Annotated in this window: 19 protein-coding genes; 12 read left to right on the top strand and 7 right to left on the bottom strand. The window is 67.6% G+C overall.

Annotated elements, in window-relative coordinates; translation table 11 throughout:
* The coding region (locus tag ABY44_RS07045; RefSeq protein ID WP_431641033.1) for a flagellar hook-length control protein FliK at positions 1–858 on the top strand (858 nt) is incomplete at its 5' end.
* A gap of 27 nt (positions 859–885) precedes the next feature.
* Here ABY44_RS07045 and ABY44_RS07050 read toward each other — a convergent pair.
* A complete protein-coding gene (locus ABY44_RS07050; RefSeq protein ID WP_027788884.1) occupies positions 886–2526 on the bottom strand; it encodes a GMC family oxidoreductase in 1641 nt (546 codons plus the stop codon).
* 725 nt (positions 2527–3251) lie between these two features.
* On the opposite strand from ABY44_RS07050, the gene ABY44_RS07055 reads away from it, so the two are divergent.
* On the top strand, positions 3252–4694 hold the full coding sequence (locus tag ABY44_RS07055) for a coniferyl aldehyde dehydrogenase (protein ID WP_059700449.1): 1443 nt from the start codon (positions 3252–3254) through the stop codon (positions 4692–4694).
* Positions 4695–4775: 81 nt separating this feature from the next.
* Here the strand turns inward: ABY44_RS07055 and ABY44_RS07060 are convergent, their stop codons facing one another.
* Positions 4776–5798 carry a serine/threonine protein kinase gene (locus ABY44_RS07060; protein ID WP_374709001.1) on the bottom strand — a complete coding sequence of 341 codons (1023 nt, stop codon included), beginning with the start codon at positions 5796–5798 and terminating at the stop codon, positions 4776–4778.
* A gap of 58 nt (positions 5799–5856) precedes the next feature.
* On the bottom strand, positions 5857–6069 hold the full coding sequence (locus ABY44_RS07065; RefSeq protein ID WP_004198969.1) for a hypothetical protein: 213 nt from the start codon (positions 6067–6069) through the stop codon (positions 5857–5859).
* Positions 6070–6921: 852 nt separating this feature from the next.
* Between ABY44_RS07065 and ABY44_RS07070 the strand changes: the two genes are divergently transcribed.
* Positions 6922–7803 (top strand): DMT family transporter, encoded by an 882-nt coding sequence (locus ABY44_RS07070; protein ID WP_060174262.1) that lies wholly within the window; start codon positions 6922–6924, stop codon positions 7801–7803.
* 407 nt (positions 7804–8210) lie between these two features.
* Positions 8211–8396, top strand: a complete 186-nt coding sequence (locus ABY44_RS07075; protein ID WP_011353526.1) for a hypothetical protein — start codon at positions 8211–8213, stop codon at positions 8394–8396.
* Positions 8397–8506: 110 nt separating this feature from the next.
* On the opposite strand, the gene mgrA is transcribed toward ABY44_RS07075, so the two are convergent.
* Positions 8507–9550, bottom strand: a complete 1044-nt coding sequence (mgrA, locus tag ABY44_RS07080) for an L-glyceraldehyde 3-phosphate reductase (RefSeq protein ID WP_021163510.1) — start codon at positions 9548–9550, stop codon at positions 8507–8509.
* A gap of 193 nt (positions 9551–9743) precedes the next feature.
* Here mgrA and ABY44_RS07085 point away from each other — a divergent pair, with 193 nt between their 5' ends.
* Positions 9744–9950 (top strand): DUF3185 family protein, encoded by a 207-nt coding sequence (locus ABY44_RS07085; RefSeq protein WP_021163509.1) that lies wholly within the window; start codon positions 9744–9746, stop codon positions 9948–9950.
* 149 nt (positions 9951–10099) lie between these two features.
* Here the strand turns inward: ABY44_RS07085 and ABY44_RS07090 are convergent, their stop codons facing one another.
* A complete protein-coding gene (locus ABY44_RS07090) occupies positions 10100–10873 on the bottom strand; it encodes a phytanoyl-CoA dioxygenase family protein (RefSeq protein ID WP_027788879.1) in 774 nt (257 codons plus the stop codon).
* Positions 10874–11225: 352 nt separating this feature from the next.
* Here ABY44_RS07090 and ABY44_RS07095 point away from each other — a divergent pair, with 352 nt between their 5' ends.
* Positions 11226–11567 (top strand): hypothetical protein, encoded by a 342-nt coding sequence (locus ABY44_RS07095; protein WP_021163507.1) that lies wholly within the window; start codon positions 11226–11228, stop codon positions 11565–11567.
* A gap of 123 nt (positions 11568–11690) precedes the next feature.
* Here ABY44_RS07095 and metK read toward each other — a convergent pair whose 3' ends face one another.
* The gene (gene metK / locus ABY44_RS07100; RefSeq protein WP_011353531.1) at positions 11691–12878 is read right to left on the bottom strand and encodes a methionine adenosyltransferase; all 1188 of its coding nucleotides are present in this window, start codon (positions 12876–12878) and stop codon (positions 11691–11693) included.
* Positions 12879–13143: 265 nt separating this feature from the next.
* Here metK and lpxL point away from each other — a divergent pair, with 265 nt between their 5' ends.
* Positions 13144–14028, top strand: coding sequence for a lauroyl acyltransferase LpxL (gene lpxL / locus ABY44_RS07105; protein ID WP_021163506.1), 885 nt, complete (start codon positions 13144–13146; stop codon positions 14026–14028).
* Positions 14029–14058: 30 nt separating this feature from the next.
* Here the strand turns inward: lpxL and ABY44_RS07110 are convergent, their stop codons facing one another.
* Positions 14059–14361, bottom strand: a complete 303-nt coding sequence (locus ABY44_RS07110; RefSeq protein ID WP_060174244.1) for a HigA family addiction module antitoxin — start codon at positions 14359–14361, stop codon at positions 14059–14061.
* 236 nt (positions 14362–14597) lie between these two features.
* Between ABY44_RS07110 and dapF the strand changes: the two genes are divergently transcribed.
* The 5 genes from dapF to ABY44_RS07135 all read left to right on the top strand — a co-directional run.
* Positions 14598–15467 carry a diaminopimelate epimerase gene (gene dapF / locus ABY44_RS07115; protein ID WP_027788876.1) on the top strand — a complete coding sequence of 290 codons (870 nt, stop codon included), beginning with the start codon at positions 14598–14600 and terminating at the stop codon, positions 15465–15467.
* Positions 15468–15504: 37 nt separating this feature from the next.
* A complete protein-coding gene (locus ABY44_RS07120; RefSeq protein ID WP_027788875.1) occupies positions 15505–16233 on the top strand; it encodes a DUF484 family protein in 729 nt (242 codons plus the stop codon).
* A gap of 14 nt (positions 16234–16247) precedes the next feature.
* On the top strand, positions 16248–17168 hold the full coding sequence (gene xerC / locus ABY44_RS07125) for a tyrosine recombinase XerC (protein WP_027788874.1): 921 nt from the start codon (positions 16248–16250) through the stop codon (positions 17166–17168).
* 76 nt (positions 17169–17244) lie between these two features.
* Entirely contained in the window at positions 17245–18459 is a 1215-nt protein-coding gene (locus tag ABY44_RS07130; protein ID WP_060174245.1) for a class I SAM-dependent rRNA methyltransferase, read from the top strand.
* A 201-nt stretch (positions 18460–18660) separates the two neighbouring features.
* Positions 18661–19690, top strand: a 1030-nt coding sequence (locus ABY44_RS07135) for a CobW family GTP-binding protein (protein ID WP_431641035.1), incomplete at its 3' end; no start/stop codon positions are given.

Genomic DNA, 19690 nt, shown 5'->3' on the forward strand with positions numbered 1-19690 from the left:
CCCGCGTCGGGCCGCGATGCGCTGCAGACCGCGCTCGACAGGCTGACGGGCGGCTCGGGCGCGATCGCGATACCCGCGGCCGGCGCGACCGTGTCGGCACCGGCATCGACCGCATCGACCGGCGCCACCGCACCGCTGACCCCGAAGGTCCCGACCTTCGACCGCACCCTCGCCGACGCGAAGGGGGCGCTCGCGACCCAGCAAACGCCGACGCAGGCCACCGCGCAGGCGCTGCAGGCCAACGCGAATGCGCAGTCGGGCGAGCAGCACGCGCTCGCGGCAGCCGGCGACGCGACGGATCCGGCCGCCAGCGCGACGCTCGCAGCCGGCGCAACGGCGGCGGCCGCGACACAGGCGAACCTGCAGTTGTCGCCGGCCGCGGGAGCGATCGCCGCGGCGAACTCGCACGTGCTCGCCCCGCACGTCGGCACCCCGGACTGGACGGACGCGCTGAGCCAGAAGGTCGTGTTCCTGTCGAATGCGCACCAGCAGAGCGCCGAGCTGACCCTCAACCCGCCCGATCTCGGGCCGCTGCAGGTCGTGCTGCGCGTCGCGGACAATCACGCGCACGCGCTGTTCGTGTCGCAGCACGCGCAGGTGCGCGACGCGGTCGAAGCCGCGCTGCCGAAGCTGCGCGAAGCGATGGAATCGGGCGGGCTCGGCCTGGGTAGCGCGACCGTCAGCGACGGCGGCTTCGCTTCGCAGCAGCAGAACCCGCAATCGTCCTTCGCCGGCGGGCAGTCGTCGCGGCGCGGGAGCGGCGGATCGTCAGCCGTCGATGCACCGGTCGACGCTGCGCAATCCGCACCGGTCGCCGCGAGCGTGAGCCGCGCCGGCCTCGTCGATACGTTTGCCTGAGCATGACTGCCCGCGTGCGCGCGCCGTTCAGCGGCCGTGCACCGCGGCAGCCGCCTCGCCGCGCGACACGCCGCCCTTGCGCGCCGCGACGATGAAGTCCGCCGCGCGTTCGCCGATCATCACCGACGGCGCATTCGTGTTCCCGCCGACCAGCGTCGGCATCACCGACGCATCCACCACGCGCAATCCTTCGACGCCGCGCACGCGCAGTTGCGGATCGACGACCGCGTGCGCGTCCGACCCCATCCGGCAGGTGCCGACCGGGTGGTAGATCGTGTCGGCATGCTCGACGATCGTCTTGCGCAGCTCCGCTTCGCTCTGGTCCGCCCGCGTGTACAGCTCGCGCCCGCCCTGCGACGCGAGCGGCGCCTGCGACAGGATCCTGCGCATCGCCTGCGTGCCCCGCACGAGCAGGTCGAGATCGCGCGAATCGCTGAAGAAGCGCGGATCGATCAGCGGTGCATCACGCGCATCGCCGGTCGCGAGCGTCACCGTGCCGCGGCTGAACGGCCGCAGCGCGCACACGTGCAGCGAATAGCCGAAGCCCCAGTGCATCTTGCGGTTGTGGTCGTCCACGAGCGCCGTGCAGAAATGCAGCTGCAGGTCGGGACGCTCGAGCGACGGATCGCTCTTGATGAAGCCGCCGGCCTCCGCGACGTTGCTCGTCATCATCCCGGTGCGGCTCGAGAAATAGCGCGCGAGCGCGGGCGTCATCTTCGCGATCCCGCGCAGGCATACGCCGACCAGTTCCGATGAATTCACGCGCGTGTTGATGATGAAGTCGATGTGGTCGATCAGGTTCGTGCCGACGTCCGGCGCATCCTGCACGACGGCGATCCCGTGCCGGCGCAGTTGCTCGGCCGGGCCGATTCCCGAGCACATCAGCAGTTGCGGCGAATTGAACGCGCCGGCCGACAGGATCACTTCCGCGCGCGCGTCGAGCGTCTCGACGCGCCCGTTGCGCGCGACCGCGACGCCGGCCGCGCGCTTGCCGTCGAACGTGACGCGCAGCACCGTCGCATCGGTGATCACATGCAGGTTCGGCCGGTTGCGGCCGTAGATGTACGCACGCGCGACGCTGCAGCGCGAGCCGTCGCGGTGCGTGACCTGATAGAAGCCGACGCCTTCCTGCGTCGCGCCGTTGAAGTCGTCGTTCAGCGGATAGCCGGCCGCATGCGCGGCCTGGATGAATCGTTCGGAGAACGGATTGCGAAAGCGCAGATCCGACACCGACAGCGGGCCGTCCGCGCCGTGCCACGCATCGGCGCCGCGTTCGTTGCCTTCCGCGCGCCGGAAATACGGCAGCACGTCCTGCCAGCCCCAGCCCGTCGCGCCGAGCTGCGCCCATTCGTCGTAGTCGCCCGGGTGGCCGCGCGTGTAGATCATCGCGTTGATCGCGCTCGAGCCGCCCATCCCGCGCCCGCGCGGCTGGTAGCCGCGCCGCCCGCCGAGGCCCGGCTGCGGCACCGTCTCGTAGCCGTAGTTCGTGCCGAGCTTGAACGGTACCAGCGCCGCGATGCCGACCGGCATGTTGACCAGCAGGTTGCGCTCCGTATGCGAGCCGGCCTCGATCAGCGCGATCGTCGCATCGGGGCAGGCATCGGCGAGACGGCCTGCCAGGCTCGACCCGCCCGACCCGCCGCCGACGATGATGTAGTCGTATTGCATGTCACGTCTCCGTCGTCTCATGGAAGGCGCCCGGCGCCGCCGCGCGACCGCGTCCTTGTAGTGTTCGGGCATTGTAGGAATCGCCACCGTGCGCGCGGCGCGCGGATTCAAGAGCGATTCCTCTAAACGCTCGCGTGAACTAAATTTAAGATGTATCGATTCGCTTTGCGCGACGCGCCGGCCACGAGAAGCCGATCCGTCGCGAAACGGGAGAGACGACGATGCAGCGCCAGGTTCTGCAGGCCGCGTGCCGACCGGGTTGTCCGGATGCAATGCGCGCAGCCCGCATTTCATTTCAAACGGCTGCCCGTGCGGAGGTGCCCCGCGTCATGCGCGCAGTCGATCGAAATCGAACGGCACGCGTCGTCGCCGACCGTTTGGACGGTTTGTCGCCACGGCGGCACGATGCGCCGCGGCATGGTTGGACGGCCCCGTCGCGCCACCCCGCTTCGGTGCGCAGGCGGGCCGTCGCGCCGCGGCGTCGCGCGCCCGGCAACGGTTGCATTGCACTGCATGCCCACGCGCCGCAACACGGTTTCCGGATGCACACACCGTCGCGTGGATGCGACGCCCGCTGCACGCTTGAACCGGTTTTCGAGCACACGTCGCATCCGGCCCCGCGCCGCGCGACACGCACCACCCCGATCCGCGTCGCCGCGCTCGCCGAGCGTGCGCGTGCGGCGTGACGGCCGGCCGACCAGCCAGGCCCAACTGGAGGAGACGACATGAAGAACGACCTGCCCGAACTGGCCCCGCAAGCACTGCCGTCGGTCGATGCACTGACGTCGCTGCTGCGCGACCAGCGCGCGGCCTACCTGCGCGCACCGTACCCGGCTTGGGAAACGCGCGTGCAGCACTTGCGCGCGCTGCGCACGATGCTGATCGATCACGCGGACGCACTCGCCGAAGCGATCAGCGCCGATTTCGGTCATCGCGCGAAGCAGGAAGTGCTGCTGTCGGAAATCTGGATGGCAAAGGAAGAGATCGACGACGCGCTCAAGCACGGCAAGCGCTGGATGAAACCGATCCGCAAGCCGATGAACAAGTGGCTGCGCCCGGCGCGCGCGAAGGTGATTCCGCAGCCTCTCGGCGTGGTCGGCATCGTCGTACCGTGGAACTACCCGGTGCTGCTCGCGGCCGGCCCGCTGATCTGCGCGCTCGCAGCCGGCAACCGCGCGATCATCAAGATGTCCGAACTGACGCCGCGCACGTCGGCGCTGTTCGAGCAGCTCATTGCGAAGACCTTCACGCGCGACCACGTCGCGGTCGTGAACGGCGATGCGGAAGTGGGCGCCGCGTTCAGCGGGCTGCCGTTCGATCATCTGCTGTTCACCGGCTCGACGCACGTCGGCCGCCACGTGATGCGCGCGGCCGCCGACAACCTCACGCCCGTCACGCTCGAACTCGGCGGCAAGTCGCCGGCCATCGTCGGGCCGAACGCGCGCTTCGATGCGGCCGTCGACGCGATCGTCGCGGGCAAGACGCTGAACGCGGGCCAGACCTGCATCGCGCCCGACTACGTGCTGCTGCCGCGCGGGATGGAGGCCGCGTTCATCGAGCGCGCGCGGGCACGGTTCGCGAAGATGTACCCCGACCTGTCGACCAACGGCGACTACACGACGATCGTGTCGCCGCGCCACTACGCCCGGCTGCAGCAGCTCGCCAGCGACGCGCAGGCGGCCGGCGCGCAGCTGCATCCGCTGTCCGACGCGCAATCCGATCCTGCATCGCGCCGCTTCGTGCCGTGCGCGGTCACGCAGGTGCCGGCCGCGTCGCAGCTGATGCAGGAGGAGATCTTTGGGCCGCTGCTGCCGCTCGTGCCGTACGAGCGGCTCGACGAAGCGATCGCATACGTGAATGCGCGCCCGCGTCCGCTTGCGCTCTACCTGTTCGACGAGGACGGCGGCACGATCGACCGCGTGATGCGCGAAACGGTCTCGGGCGGCGTGTCGATCAACGAAACGCTGATGCATATCGCGTGCGGCAGCCTGCCGTTCGGCGGTGTCGGTGCGAGCGGCATGGGCGCATATCACGGCTACGATGGCTTCGTGACGTTCTCGAAGATGAAGCCGGTACTCACCCAGGCGCGCCTGAACACGCGCAACCTGCTCGCGCCGCCGTACGGCAAGCGCTTCGCCGCGCTGATCAAGCTGATGCTGAAGTTCTGAACGGAAGGGATCGAACGGGCCGCGCGCATCGCGCCGCGGCCCGCACCGGCAGGCCGCGCGGCGCCGGTGCCGCGCGCGCCGTCACACGGGCCAGAGCGGCCCTTCCTGCATCGCGCCGATCTGCTCGCGCAACTCGAGCACGCGTGCTTCCCAGTAGCGGTGCGTGTTGAACCACGGGAACGCGGCGGGGAAGGCGGGATCGTCCCAGCGTCGCGCGAGCCATGCCGCGTAGTGGATCAGCCGCAGCGTGCGCAGCGCTTCGACGAGATGCAACTCGCGCGGCTCGAATTCGCAGAAATCCTCGTAGCCGGCCAGCAGGTCCGCGAGCGCACGCGACGCGCCTTCGCGATCGCCCGGCAACAACAGCCACAGATCCTGGATCGCGGGCGCCATCCGGCTGTCGTCGAAGTCGACGAAGTGCGGGCCGGCATCGGTCCACAGCACGTTGCTCGGATGACAGTCGCCGTGGGTGCGCAGCAGGCGGATCTCGCCCGCCCGCTCGAACGCGGCCTCGACGCCTTCGAGCGCGAGCGTCACGGCGGTCTCATACGCGGGCCGCACATCGTCCGGAATGAAATCGTGCGCGAGCAGGTAGTCGCGCGGCTCGTAGCCGAACGTACTGATATCGAGCACGGGACGCGCGGCATACGGCTGCGTCGCGCCGACCGCATGGATCCGGCCGATGAAGCGGCCGAGCCATTCGAGCGTGTCGCTGCGGTCGAGGTCAGGCGCGCGGCCGCCGCGCCGCTCGAAGATCGAGAAGCGGAAACCGTCGAACGCGTGCAGCGTGCGGCCGTCGAATGTGCGCGCGGGCACCGCCGGAATCTCGCGCGCGGCGAGCTCGGCGACGAACGCATGCTCTTCGAGGATCGCTTCGTCCGACCAGCGGGCCGGACGGTAGAACTTCGCGACGACCGGCGGGCCGTCTTCGATGCCCACCTGATATACGCGGTTTTCGTAGCTGTTGAGCGCGAGCAGGCGCCCGTCGGTGCGCAGGCCGGCCGGCATCAGCACGCTGTCGAGCGCGTCGAGCACGCACTCGGGCGTGAGTCCGGCGAACGGCGGGCCGGCGGGAGAAGCGGGAGCGGAAGTGACGTCTTTCATGCCCCGCATTGTGCCGCCAGCCGGGCCGAAAGACGAGCGCCCGGTGCGGCGTATGCGCTCAGTGAAGCGCCGCGCCGGCCGGCAGCACGGATTCGCCGGTGTCGATCAGGTCCTCGAGAAAGAACGGCTCGGTGTTGAGTTCCTTCGACTCGCCCGGTACGCCCGCGTACCAGGTCACCATGGCCATGTCGCCCAGGATGCGCTGGACGATGCCGCGTGCGCCCTTCGGCACAGCGATATGGGTAGTGCAGACAATCGACCCGACATGCATGATGGTTCCCCACTCTTGACTCTTGAAACCCGGCTCGGTGGCGAGCCGGCAAATGCACGATCCGCGCGCTCTCGTCGGAGCGTTGCGCATAATCCCATTGTTCACGGTTTATCGAAGCGCGAAAAGAAGAAGAAGCAGGCGAAGTGCCGCGAATTCGTCGAATGTCTCCAATCAACCACTGCGCCGGACAGGCGCTTGCCCGCCCGGTTACCCCCATCATACCCTGTCGAATGTGACTGCCCGCCGAATCCGCGTCGGCACCGCGACGCGCACGAGACGCATGCCGCGCGCGCATCGCGGGCCCGGTGCCGCATCACCGGGAAATTTCGCGCGACCGCCGTGGCCGAACGACGCCGCACCGTCATCGCCTTCCCCGTACCTCGAACGCAACCGGCACGACGACGGTTGCGCACGCACCGCCCGCTTCGCCGCCCACTTCGCCGCCCACTTCGCCGCCCGCATCACCGCGTGATTCACCGCACGCCGCGCTGCGTCATGCAATGCCACCGACAGTGGTTGCGTCCGATGTCGGCCTTGCGGTACCTTTGATGCTTCATTCGCGTTCCAGCGCATTCCGATCCGATGCATCCGCTCACGTCCGCCCTTGCAAAATCCCGGCCGCAGTTCGACTCGCGGCCGCAGGCGTGTGCGCATCCGTCGGTTCTTCCTCCTCCTGTCGCACCGCCGCTCGTCGGCGCCGCGCCGCCCCCTCCGGCGGCACGCGCCGGCTGACCAGCCGGCTTCCGTTTCGTCTTCCATTCGCCCGCAGGCTTGCATTCGTGCGCCGTGACGCACGGCTCGCTGCTGCGCGCGCGAATGGAACGTTCCGATCCGTTCGACAGGTGGATTCACATGGTTTCGTTCAAACGCGCGCTCGCCGCGCATGGCGCGACGTCGCTCTTCGTGCTGCTGTGGAGCAGCGGCGCGATCTTCGCTGAACTCGGTCTGCGTCACGCATCCGCGTTCGTCTTTCTCACCGCACGTTTCGCCCTTGCATCGCTCGTGCTGCTCGGGCTGGCCTTCGTGCGCAAACGCTGGCTGCCGCCGCGCGGCGAACGGCGCATGGCCGCGCTGACCGGCTTGCTGATGATGGGCGGCTATTCGATCTTCTACCTGCTCGCGCTCGAACGCGGGATCGCGCCGGGTGTGCTCGCCACGATCCTCGGCGTGCAGCCGATCCTCACGCTCGCGCTCGTCGAGCGACGCTGGCAGCCCGTGCGCATCGCGGGACTCGCGCTGTCACTCGCCGGCCTCGCGCTCGTCGTGTGCCGCGGCGTGGGCGACGGCGGCCTGTCGCTCGCGGGCATCGCGTGCGCGCTCACCGCGCTCGTCGCACTGACCGCCGGCTCGCTGCTGCAAAAGCGCGTACGGGCGGCGCCCGCCGACGTGCTGCCGTTGCAGAATGCGATCGGCCTCGCGCTGTGCGTGGCGATCGTGCCGTTCCGGCCGGTGTCGTTCGACATGAGCTGGACGTTCGTGATCCCGCTGCTGTGGCTCGGCATCGTGATCTCGGTGATCGCGCAACTGCTGTTCTACCGGTTGATGCAGCGCGGCGATCTCGTCAACGTGACGAGCCTGTTCTATCTCGTGCCCGTCGTCACCACGCTGATGGATGCCGTGTGGCTCGGCAACCGGCCCGAGCCGCTCGCGCTCGCCGGCATGGGCGCGATCATCGCGGGGCTTGCGCTCGTGTTTCGCGCGCCGGCCGGCCGCGTGCGACCCGACCGCGCATGAGCGGGCGTGCCGCCGCGCCCGCGGGTGCGGCGGCACGCCCCGGACACATGCGATGAATCCGCAGAAATCGAAAGGCACGAGAAAGATGTGCGCAAGGCGTTCGTCTGACTTGCGGGAAAAATGCGTGATATGCCGGGCATTCCGCTGATTTTTAATGGTTCGGATAGCGAAAAGCGCTGCCGGTTGCCTATACTCGAATTGACCGGCCCGCTCGCAATCGGGTCGCGACCAACACTAGAAACACCCGGCATGGAGCCGGAGCAAACGCTGAAGTGCCGACTCCGCCCGATATCCCACAGGGAGACGACTGGAGCAAGCACTAAAGCGCCGACTCCGCCCGATATCCCACAGGGATGGGGCCGGAGTAAGCGCTAAAGCGCTAACTCCGGCCGACACTGGAGACACGCATGACAACCTACTTCACGATCGGCGACTTCATCCTGTTGATTCCGATGGCGCTGGCCGGAGCGCTATTTCTCGGCGCGGTGCCGTGCGCAACCGAGTTCCGCCACAACCTGCTACGCGTGCTGGGCGTCATCCTCGGCGTCGGCGTCGCGGTATTGCTCGTCGAAGGCCTGCCTGCGCTGATCTAGCAGCGCACCACCCGTGCGTGCCGTGCATCGCTGCACAGCAGCGATGCGACAGGCCGCACGCGAGCCATTGATACGACACGCGATGTTTCGCATGCCGTATCGACCGCCGGTCAGATCGCCTGATCGGTGGACGGCTTTTCCCACAGATTGATGCCGCCTTCCGTCGCGTAACGGTCGATCTCCGCGAGTTCCTCCGCCGAGAATTCGAGGTGCTTCAGCGCACCGACGTTTTCACGCACCTGCTCCGCACGGCTCGCGCCGATCAGCGCGGACGTCACGCGGCCGTTGCGCAGCACCCATGCGAGCGCCATCTGTGCAAGGCTCTGCCCGCGCCGCTCGGCGATCGCGTTGAGCTTGCGCACGTGCTCGAGGTTGTCCGCGCTCAGGTGATCCTGCTTCAGCGAGCCGCCGCCCGGCTTGTTCACGCGCGCGTCGGCCGGCACGCCGTTCAGGTACTTCGACGTGAGCAACCCCTGCGCGAGCGGCGTGAACGCGATGCTGCCCGTGCCGATCTCGTCGAGCGTGCCGAGCAGCTCGGTTTCGACCCAGCGGTTCAGCAGGTTGTACGACGGCTGATGGATCAGCAGCGGCACCTTGTACTGCGCGAGCAGCTCGGCCATCTCGCGCGTCTTCGCCGCCGAATACGACGAAATGCCGATATAGAGCGCCTTGCCCTGCTGCACGGCCGACGCGAGCGCGCCCGCCGTTTCCTCGAGCGGCGTGTGCGCGTCGAAGCGGTGCGAATAGAAGATGTCGACGTAGTCGAGCCCCATCCGCTGCAGGCTCTGGTCGAGGCTCGCGAGCACGTACTTGCGCGACCCGCCGCCGCTGCCGTACGGCCCCGGCCACATGTCCCAGCCGGCCTTCGTCGAGATCAGCAACTCGTCGCGATACGGCCGGAAATCCTCCTTCAGCAGCCGGCCGAAGTTGGTTTCGGCACTGCCGTACGGCGGCCCGTAGTTGTTCGCGAGATCGAAGTGGTTGATGCCGAGGTCGAACGCGGTACGCAGGATTTCGCGCTGCGTCGAGATCGGCGTCGAGTCGCCGAAGTTGTGCCACAGGCCGAGCGACAAGGCGGGCAGTTTGAGCCCGGATTTGCCACAGGTGCGGTATTGCATGTCGGCATAACGTTCGGAAGCTGCTTCGTAGGCCATGAGTCTGTTCCGTCAGGACATCGGAGGAAGGGACGCGCGCCGGCCGCGCCGATGGCGCGACGGCGGCGAAGGAGTCATACGACGACTATGGTAGCGAAAGCGGCCGGATCGCGCACGGCGGCACGGCGATGGACGCGGCCGCGGTCGTCGCCTACACTGCGGCGTCTCGAATCACCGTTTCAGCGAGGTTGGTATGTCCCGGGTCATCTCGGTTGCACTGCTCGTCGGCGGCGTCGTGCTGCTGTATTTCGGCGGCCAGTCGTTCCATTCGATCAACGACAACGTGTCGCGCTTCTTCACCGGTTCGCCCGCGACGAAGACGATCCTGCTGATCGCGGGCGGCGCCGTCGCATCGTTCATCGGCCTGATCGGCCTCGCGATGCCGGGCAACAAGCGCTGATCGCGCAGCCGCGCGATGCACACGCGGCCCGCGTCGTGCGACCGCGCCGCGCCAAGCGAAACGGGCGGCCAGGCCGCCCGTTGCTTCATCCGCCGGCGATGCACCGCATCGCGTGACCTCGGTGGTGTCACCGCCCGTCCGGTCCGAACCTAGAACTGCACTTCCGGCTTCGACGCCGAGCGCGTGCCGGGCAGCGGCCGGTTGCTCGCGCCGTGATAGGTGTACACGAGCGAGAACTTCACCTGATCGGAACGGTTCTGTCCGGCCGAATGCAGCGTATTGCTGTGGAAGAACACCACGTCGCCCGTCTGCAGCGACGGGCACGTGGCCGCATCAATCATCTTCCGGTTCGCCGGCAGGTCGCTGCGGAAGAACTTCGCATCGTCGAACGCTTCAGGCCCGAATTCGGCCGTATGCGACCCCGGTACGAGCCACAGTGCACCGTTCTCGTTCGTTTCCGGCCCGAGTGCGAGCCACACCGACACCATGTCCGGGCGCTCGAACGACCAGTAGCGAAAATCGCGATGCCAGCCGGTCAGGCTGCCGTACGCGGGATGCTTCGTCATCATGCAGTTGTGATGCGCGCGCGACAGCACGGGTTCTTCGCCGAAATACTCGCGCATCCACGCACCGATTTCGGGTGCGATCGCGCGCTCGGCGAACGCCGGATCGCGTGAATACGCATCGAGCAGCCGCCGCACCGTATGCCCGCCCGGCGCATGCTTGGACTCGGGCGCGCCCGGGTAGCGCAGATCCGCCTCGAACTCGATCGGCTCGGCCGCCTCCCGCAACTGGCGCTCCGCGATCTGCCTGAGCGCCGCGCACTGCGCTTCGCCGACGAGGCCACGCGCGACGACAAAGCCGCGCTCGCGCAATTCCGCGACTTGCGCGCGGATCGATTCCGACTGCAATGGAGACGACATGGGATGCCAGACGTTTATTGTGTGAATGTGACGATTGTAAATCGGCGCCGGATGCCGCGAACAGCACCATTGTCATGCGCAGGGGCATGCCAATCGCGGATTTGATCCGGCTCAAGGGAACTGTTCGTCGCGGCACCTGCCTCACCGACAGGCGGTATGCGGCACACGCCTTGTGGCACAAGGGTTTATCGCGACTTTTGCCCGTCATGAATCCCCTGTAGCCTGTCGCGGCCTGTCAATTCTGGCGGGCGCGGCGCGCAGCGAGTTTCAGTAAGATCCGTTGCGTCATCCGAGGCCGTTCATACCAGTGCGCTCTCCAGGGCGCCATCCATACAAGCGAAGCATCGTTCACATGCCATTCCGTCTGACTTCCCGTCTCAGCCGCGCTGCGAAGCGCGTCGTGCCGACCGCTCCTGCCCGCTCGCTGCGCCATCACCGCGCACGCACGCAGGCGCTGGCCGAGCGCACGCCCGCCCACAGCCGGCTGGACGGTATCCGTGCGTGGTTCCACGCATTTTTCTCGATGATGAGTGCACAGGCCTTCTCGCGCCGCGCCGGCCTGCGCTCGCTGCTGCAGAAACCGTCGTCGCTGCGCGCGCTCGCGCTGCGCCGCACGCTCGGGCCGCAACGCCGCGTCAACCGTCCGCGCCGCCTCGCGGCCAGCAACGGCTGGTTCGGGTTCGGCGCGCGCTGAGCGCACGCCGGCGGGCACCGCGCGCGACGATCGCCGTCGCGCCGTTTGTCCGGTTGCCCCGACGATCGGATCCCATAAAAAAACCCCGGCTAGCCGGGGTTTTTCATTTCAGGCGGACGACGCTTACGCGACGCGTGCCGTCGGCTCGACGCCGGCCGCTTCGGCCAGTGCTAGCGCCTTGTCGGTCGCTTCCCACGAGAATTCCGGCTCTTCGCGGCCGAAGTGGCCGTAAGCAGCCGTCTTCTCGTAGATCGGGCGCAGCAGGTCGAGCATCTTGATGATGCCCTTCGGACGCAGGTCGAAATGCTCGCGCACGAGCTTCGTGATCACCGCATCCGACACGCGGCCCGTGCCGAACGTGTTGACCATCACCGAGGTCGGCTCGGCGACGCCGATCGCGTACGACACCTGGATCAGCGCGCGCGACGCGAGGCCGGCGGCGACGATGTTCTTCGCGACGTAGCGGCCTGCGTACGCAGCCGAACGGTCGACCTTCGACGGATCCTTGCCCGAGAACGCGCCGCCGCCGTGCGGTGCGGCACCGCCGTACGTGTCGACGATGATCTTGCGGCCGGTCAGGCCGCAATCGCCCTGCGGGCCGCCGATCACGAACCGGCCGGTCGGGTTCACCAGGAACTTGATGTCGCCCTTGATCAGGTCGGCCGGCAGCGTCGGCTTGATGATTTCCTCGATCACGGCTTCGCGCAGCGCGGGCAGTTCGATGTCCGGTGCGTGCTGCGTCGACAGCACGACGGTGTCGATCGAATGCGGCTTGCCGTCGACGTAGCGGACGGTGACCTGCGACTTCGCGTCCGGGCGCAGCCATTGCAGGCGGCCGTCGCGGCGCAGGCTGGCCTGGCGCTCGACGAGACGGTGCGACAGGTAGATCGGCAGCGGCATCAGTTCCGGCGTTTCATCGCACGCGTAACCGAACATCAGGCCCTGGTCGCCCGCGCCCTGATCGAGGTTGTCGTCGTGTGCACGATCGACGCCCTGGGCGATATCCGGCGACTGCTTGTCGTACGCGACGAGCACCGCGCAACCCTTGTAGTCGATGCCGTAGTCGGTGTTGTCGTAGCCGATGCGCTTGATCGTGTCGCGCGCGATCTGGATGTAGTCGATGTTGGCCGTCGTGGTGATTTCACCGGCCAGGACGACGAGACCCGTGTTGCACAGCGTTTCCGCCGCGACGCGGGAATACTTGTCTTGCTCGAGGATGGCGTCGAGGATCGCGTCCGAGATTTGGTCCGCGACCTTGTCCGGATGGCCTTCGGAGACGGATTCGGACGTGAAGAGATAATCGTTTGCCACTTTTTCAGGCTCCTGTGTGGTTACGGTTGGTTTCACGTAGCCAGCTTCGTTGGGCCTGAAGCGGCGACGCTTTAGCGGATTACCAGGACCGGGCAGCGCGTATGACGCCAACCGGCTTCGCCCCGCAAGTTGTCAGTTAACTCGGCGAAGCCCGTATTATAGCGGCTTTCCTGAATTGTCACAGAGCGCCGCCCGTGCTGCATCTTCCGCTGTCTCACCTACCTGTTCGCAACGCGCCGGCCAGCCGGTTCCACGGAGGTTTCGCATGCTAGGTCGTCTAGGCACGCACCTCGCCATTGGCTTGCTGAAACTGCTCGCCCTGTTGCCGTACGGCCTGACCGCACGGTTCGGCGATGGTCTCGGCTGGCTGCTCTACAAGATCCCCAGCCGGCGAAAACGCATCGTACACACCAATCTGAAACTCTGCTTCCCGGATTGGAGCGACGCACGCCGCGAGGAAGTGGCAGGCCAGCATTTCCGCCATGCGATCCGCAGCTACGTCGAGCGCAGCGTGCAGTGGTTCGGCTCGGAGAAAAAGCTCGCGAAGCTGATCCAGGTCGACAGCGCGGTCGACCTCGACGATCCGGACCTGCCGCCGACGCTGTTCCTCGGCCTGCATTTCGTCGGCATCGAAGCCGGCTCGATCTGGCTGAACCGTTCGCTCCACCGCCGCTGCGGGTCGCTCTACCAGCCGTTCTCGAACGCCGTGCTCGAGGAAGAGGCGAAGAAGGCGCGCGGGCGTTTCGACGCCGAGATGGTCGGCCGCGCGGACAGCGCACGCGTCGTGCTGCGCTGGCTGCGCGACCGCAAGCCGGTGATGCTCGGCGCCGACATGGATTACGGACTGCGCAATTCGACCTTCGTCCCGTTTTTCGGCGTGCCCGCGTGCACGCTGACGGCGGTCGGCCGGCTCGCGAAGACGGGCCGCGCGCAGGTCGTGCCGTTCATCGGCGAGGTGCTGCCGAACTACAAGGGTTATCGCCTGAAGGTATTCAAGCCGTGGGATCACTACCCGACGGGCGACGACGATCTCGACGCGCGGCGAATGAACGAATTCCTCGAGGAACAGATCCCGCTGATGCCCGAGCAATACTATTGGGTCCACAAGCGCTTCAAGACGCGCCCGGCCGGCGAGCCGAGCCTGTACTGACCCCGCCGGAAGACGTTCGCAGGCGGGGCGTCATGTGCGCGCCTGCGCCCTCGCCACCTTCGGCGCGCCCTTCGCGCGCGCGCGCCACAGATCGTGGGCCGACTGCTGCGCGAGCCACAGATCGGCCCGCCCCCCGTTTTCCTCGCCGAGCCACGCTTCGAGGCGCAGCGCCATTTCCGGCGAGATGCCGGCATGGCCGTGCAGGATCCGCGACAGTGCGGCAGGCGTCACGCCCAGCTGCGACGCGGCCTCGGTGACGGTCAGGCCAAGCGCCGGCAGCACGTCGTCGCGCAGCGTTTCGCCCGGATGGGGCGGATTGAAGATGCGGTTCATGGCTTGAATGAGCTCGCTGGAGGTTGACAGGGCGTATGGCGAAACAATACGAATCTCCGGGTGGCCTCATCAATTGAACGAGTACGAAAACGCCCGGAACGCCCGCGCAGGACGCCCCTGTCGGCTGCATGTATCATTTGCGGTTGAGATCAGCACGACGAACGAGGCCGCCCGGCATGGCGCGGCGTCGCGCGAGCCGCGCTGACCGCCTTGTTCGCCATGGAAATCCGGACCCAGTGAAACTCTCGTTCACCAAGATGCACGGCGCGGGCAACGACTTCGTCGTGCTCGACGGCTATTCGCGCGCATTGCCGCCGCTCACCGAAGCGCAGGTGCGCGCGCTCGCCAACCGCCACTTCGGCATCGGCGCCGATCAGTTGCTGCTCGTCGAAAAACCGACCGTCGACGGCGTCGATTTCAAGTACCGGATCTTCAATTGCGACGGCGGCGAGGTCGAACACTGCGGCAACGGCGCACGCTGCTTCGTGAAGTTCGTCAGCGACCGCGGCCTGACCGACAAGCGCAGCGTGCGCGTGCAGGTCATGAAGGGCCTGATCACGCTGACGATGCAGGACAACGGCGAAGTCGTCGTCGACATGGGTGCGCCCGTGTTCGCGCCGGCGCAGGTGCCGTTCGATGCGGCGGGCCTCGACGGCCGCACCGAGGGCCGCGACACGTTGTGGCCGCTCGACGTCGGCGGCGCGACGCGCTGGATCTCGACGGTGTCGATGGGCAACCCGCACGCGGTGCAGATCGTCGACGACGCCGAAGCGTATCCGGTGCTCGAGGAAGGCCCGCTGATCGAGCACCACGCGCGCTTCCCGGAACGCGTGAACGCCGGCTTCATGCAGATCGTGTCGCGCAGCGAAGTGCGGCTGCGCGTGTACGAACGCGCGGCGGGCGAGACGCTCGCGTGCGGCACCGGCGCGTGCGCGGCGGTCGCGGCCGGCATCCGGCGCGGCCTGCTCGATTCGCCCGTGACCGTGCACACGCACGGCGGCACGCTGACGATCAGCTGGGACGGCGCACGCGACGAAGCTGCCGCGCTGATGATGGCCGGGCCCGCCACGACCGTGTTCGAAGGCGAGATCGACCTGCCTGCTTGACCCTGCAACGTCCTTGATAACTGAACGCTCCAGCCACATGAACGATCGCGAAGTCGCCGACTACCTGCTCGCCAATCCCGAATTCTTCGCGCAGCACGCCGAACTGCTCGCGACGATCCGCCTCGCGAACCCGCACGGCAAGGCCGCGATCTCGCTGCAGGAGCGGCAGATGGAGATGTTGCGCGACAAGAACAAGCATCTCGAGCGCCGGCTCGCCGAACTCGTGCGCTACGGCCACGAGAACGACAGCCTGTCCGCGAAGTTCAGCCGCTGGACCGCCCGCGTGATCGCGGAACGCGATCCGTACGCGCTGCCGCGCACGATCGCCGACGGCATCGCCGACGTATTCGACGTGCCGCAGACGGCACTGCGCGTGTGGGACGTCGCCGACACCTATTCGCAGGCCGACTTCGCGCGCCAGGTCGGCGAGGAAGTGCGCCTGTTCACGAACGGCCTGTCGACGCCGTACTGCGGTGCGAACACGGGCTTCGAGGCCGCGCAGTGGCTCGCGCCCGCGGTCGCCGCCCCGGCCGCGAATGCGGCGGAAGGCGCGGACGCCGCGCCGCCGGCCGGCGACGGTTCGGCCGCATCGGTCGCACTGCTCGCGCTGCGCGCGCCGCTCGCCGGCACCGATGCGCCCGCGTTCGGCCTGCTCGTACTGGGTTCGCCCGACCCGCGCCGCTTCCACGACGGGATGGCCACCGACTTCCTCGCGCAGATCGCAACGCTCGCGAGCGCCGCGCTCACGCGCCTGCTGCCGCACTGAGCCTGCCGCACGCGATGACAGACGATCCGGTCGCCGCCTACCTGTCGAACCTGAAGCACGTCAGGCAGCTGTCGGAGCACACGCTGCGCGCCTACACGCACGAACTCGACGAACTGAAGAAGCTTGCGGCCGGCCGGCCGCTCGAAGTGCTGACGGCTGCCGACATGCGCGGCGCGGTCGCGCGCGCGCATGCGGGCGGGCTGTCCGCACGGTCGATCGCGCACCGGCTGTCCGCGTGGCGCGCGTTCTACCGCTGGCTCGCGCAGCGCATCGACATGCCCGCGAACCCGGTCGCCGCGGTGCGCGCGCCGAAACGCCCGAAGACCTTGCCGAAGGCGCTGTCGGTCGACGACGCATCGGCCCTGATGGACGCACCGCTCGCCGGCACGACCGAAAGCATCCGCGATCACGCGATCCTCGAGCTGTTCTACTCGTCGGGGCTGCGCCTCGCGGAGCTGATCGGGCTCGACGTCATGTACACGCAGGCCGACGGCTACCGCTCGGCCGGCTGGCTCGATCTCGCCGAAGCCGAAGTCACCGTGCGCGGCAAGGGCAACAAGGAGCGCAAGGTGCCGGTCGGCCGCAAGGCAATCGATGCGCTGAACGCATGGCTCGCGGTGCGCGGCGAATTCGTGAAGCACGATCCGCATCCGCTGTTCGTGTCCGTGCGCGGCAACCGGATGTCGCCGGGCGTCGTGCGCGAGCGCGTGAAGCGCGCGGCGCTCGCCGCGGGCATCCCCGCCAACGTCCATCCGCACGTGCTGCGCCACTCGTTCGCGACGCACGTGCTGCAGTCGAGCGGCGACCTGCGCGCGGTGCAGGAACTGCTCGGCCACGCGAGCGTGTCCGCGACGCAGGTCTACACGTCGCTCGACTTCCAGCATCTCGCGAAGATTTACGACAGCGCGCATCCGCGCGCGAAGAAGCGCGACTGACGCGCGTCCCGTATTACCCGCCGCGCGCGGCGACCGGCCACGGTCGGCTTCGCGCACGGCCCATTTCGATCTCATCATGCAAACCGTCACCCTCAAGCCGTCCAAGGACAAATCGCTGCTGCGCCGCCATCCGTGGATCTACGCCAATGCGATCGACCGCGTCGACGGCAAACCCACGCCCGGCGCGACCGTGATCGTGCGCGCGCACGACGGCCGCTTCCTCGCGCGCGGCGCGTACAGCCCGCAGTCGCAGATCCGCGTGCGCGTGTGGAGCTTCGACGAGAACGAGCCGATCGACCACGCGTTCTTCAAGCGCCGCGTGCAGCGCGCCGTTGCGCACCGCACGACGATGGTGTCGGGCACGGGCGCGGTGCGGCTCGTGTTCGGCGAAGCCGACGGGCTGCCGGGGCTGATCGTCGACTATTACGTCGCGGACACTGCCGAAGCCGGCGCGGCGCCGCGCGGCCAGCTCGTCTGCCAGTTCATGGCCGCGGGCGTCGAAGCATGGAAGGACGCGATCGTGAAGGCGCTCGTCGGCGCGACCGGCTGCCCGAACGTGTACGAGCGCTCAGACGTGTCGATCCGCGACAAGGAAGGGCTCGAGCAGACGACCGGCGTGCTGGCCGGCGACGCGCCACCCGCGACGCTGATCTCGAACGAAAACGGCGTGCGCTATCACGTCGACGTGCCGAACGGCCACAAGACGGGCTTCTACGTCGACCAGCGCGACAACCGCGCGCTGGTTGCGCAGTACGCGGCTGATCGCGACGTGCTGAACTGCTTCTGCTACACCGGCGGCTTCTCGCTCGCGGCGCTCAAGGGCGGCGCGAAGCGTGTCGTGTCGATCGACTCGTCGGGCGATGCGCTCGCGCTCGCGCAGCAGAACGTCGTCGCCAACGGTTTCGACGCCGAACGCGCGACCTGGCTCGACGCCGACGCGTTCAAGACGCTGCGCCGCCTCGTCGACGAAGGCGAGCGTTTCGACCTGATCGTGCTCGATCCGCCGAAGTTTGCGCCGACCCGCGACAGCGTCGATCGCGCGGCGCGCGCGTACAAGGACATCAACCTGAGCGGCTTCAAGCTGCTGCGTCCGGGCGGCCTGCTGTTCACGTACTCGTGTTCGGGCGCGATCGACATGGACCTGTTCCAGAAGATCGTCGCGGGCGCGGCTGCCGACGCGAAGGTCGACGCGCGCATCCTGAAGCGGCTCGGCGCGGGCGTCGATCACCCGCTGCTCGCGGCATTCCCGGAAGGCGAATATCTGAAGGGCCTGCTGTTGCAAATCGTCTGATCGCCCCGATCTACGCGCGTAACCTTCCGCCGGCCGCGGCCTCGCGCCCGGCGGATTCGCGTTCCCGCCTGTCGTTCGGACGACGGGCGGGGGCTTGACAGGTATGTTTCAATGGATGGTTGTGCGCCCCGGCTGGCAGCGCGAGCGGGCGCAACGCACATCCTGGTTTTGACCCCGATTCACGAACCACAGGCGATTGACATGGCCACTCCCGTCACCATCCTCACCGGCTTCCTCGGCAGCGGCAAGACGACGCTGCTCAAGCGCATCCTGAACGAACAGCACGGCATGAAGATCGCCGTGATCGAGAACGAGTTCGGCGAAGAGAACATCGACAACGAAATCCTCGTGCAGGATTCGAACGAGCAGATCATCCAGATGAGCAACGGCTGCATCTGCTGCACGATCCGCGGCGACCTCGCCCGCGCGCTCGGCGACCTGGCCGCGAAGAAGCGCGAAGGCAAGCTCGACTTCGACCGCATCGTGATCGAAACCACCGGCCTTGCGAACCCGGGCCCCGTCGCGCAGACCTTCTTCATCGACAGCGAAATCGCCGACGATTTCCTGCTCGACGCGGTCATCACGCTGGTCGACGCGAAGCACGCGAACGCGCAGCTCGACGAGCACGAAGTCGTGCAGCGCCAGGTCGGCTTCGCCGACCGGCTGTTCATCACGAAGTCGGACCTGGTCGACGACCAGACCGTGGCCGGCCTGAAGCACCGCCTGATGCACATGAACCCGAAGGCCGCGATCAAGGTCGTGAACTTCGGCGAAGCCGACATCAAGGAAATCTTCGACCTGCGCGGCTTCAACCTGAACGCGAAGCTCGAGATCGACCCCGACTTCCTCGCCGAGGACGATCACGCCCATCATCACCACGATCACGACCATGATCACGATCACGCCAATTGCGACCACGATCACGGTCAATGCGCGCACGATCACGACCACGGCCACCACCATCACCACCACGCGCACCACGACGACAAGATCAAGTCGTTCGTGTATCGCAACGACCGCCCGTTCGACCCGAACAAGCTGGAAGACTTCCTCGGCGGCATCCTGCAGATCTACGGCGAGCGGATGCTGCGCTACAAGGGCGTGCTGTACATGAAGGGCGTCGACCGCAAGGTCGTGTTCCAGGGCGTGCATCAGATGATGGGCAGCGACCTCGCCGCGAAGTGGCTGCCGATCGAGAAGAAGACGAACAAGATGGTGTTCATCGGCGTCG

This window comes from Burkholderia sp. ZZQ-2 (assembly GCF_050768715.1).
In the GTDB taxonomy this organism is placed as follows: Bacteria; Pseudomonadota; Gammaproteobacteria; order Burkholderiales; family Burkholderiaceae; genus Burkholderia; species Burkholderia cepacia.

What these genes read in the sequence shown, in the direction of transcription:
- xerC (WP_027788874.1), top strand. Translation starts at nt 16,248, where the DNA reads ATGACAGACGATCCGGTCGCCGCCTACCTGTCGAACCTGAAGCACGTC.
- ABY44_RS07060 (WP_374709001.1), bottom strand. Translation starts at nt 5,798, where the DNA reads ATGAAAGACGTCACTTCCGCTCCCGCTTCTCCCGCCGGCCCGCCGTTC.
- ABY44_RS07130 (WP_060174245.1), top strand. Translation starts at nt 17,245, where the DNA reads ATGCAAACCGTCACCCTCAAGCCGTCCAAGGACAAATCGCTGCTGCGC.
- ABY44_RS07070 (WP_060174262.1), top strand. Translation starts at nt 6,922, where the DNA reads ATGGTTTCGTTCAAACGCGCGCTCGCCGCGCATGGCGCGACGTCGCTC.
- ABY44_RS07120 (WP_027788875.1), top strand. Translation starts at nt 15,505, where the DNA reads ATGAACGATCGCGAAGTCGCCGACTACCTGCTCGCCAATCCCGAATTC.
- ABY44_RS07065 (WP_004198969.1), bottom strand. Translation starts at nt 6,069, where the DNA reads ATGCATGTCGGGTCGATTGTCTGCACTACCCATATCGCTGTGCCGAAG.
- ABY44_RS07110 (WP_060174244.1), bottom strand. Translation starts at nt 14,361, where the DNA reads ATGAACCGCATCTTCAATCCGCCCCATCCGGGCGAAACGCTGCGCGAC.
- ABY44_RS07090 (WP_027788879.1), bottom strand. Translation starts at nt 10,873, where the DNA reads ATGTCGTCTCCATTGCAGTCGGAATCGATCCGCGCGCAAGTCGCGGAA.
- ABY44_RS07085 (WP_021163509.1), top strand. Translation starts at nt 9,744, where the DNA reads ATGTCCCGGGTCATCTCGGTTGCACTGCTCGTCGGCGGCGTCGTGCTG.
- ABY44_RS07050 (WP_027788884.1), bottom strand. Translation starts at nt 2,526, where the DNA reads ATGCAATACGACTACATCATCGTCGGCGGCGGGTCGGGCGGGTCGAGC.
- mgrA (WP_021163510.1), bottom strand. Translation starts at nt 9,550, where the DNA reads ATGGCCTACGAAGCAGCTTCCGAACGTTATGCCGACATGCAATACCGC.
- ABY44_RS07055 (WP_059700449.1), top strand. Translation starts at nt 3,252, where the DNA reads ATGAAGAACGACCTGCCCGAACTGGCCCCGCAAGCACTGCCGTCGGTC.
- ABY44_RS07095 (WP_021163507.1), top strand. Translation starts at nt 11,226, where the DNA reads ATGCCATTCCGTCTGACTTCCCGTCTCAGCCGCGCTGCGAAGCGCGTC.
- ABY44_RS07075 (WP_011353526.1), top strand. Translation starts at nt 8,211, where the DNA reads ATGACAACCTACTTCACGATCGGCGACTTCATCCTGTTGATTCCGATG.
- lpxL (WP_021163506.1), top strand. Translation starts at nt 13,144, where the DNA reads ATGCTAGGTCGTCTAGGCACGCACCTCGCCATTGGCTTGCTGAAACTG.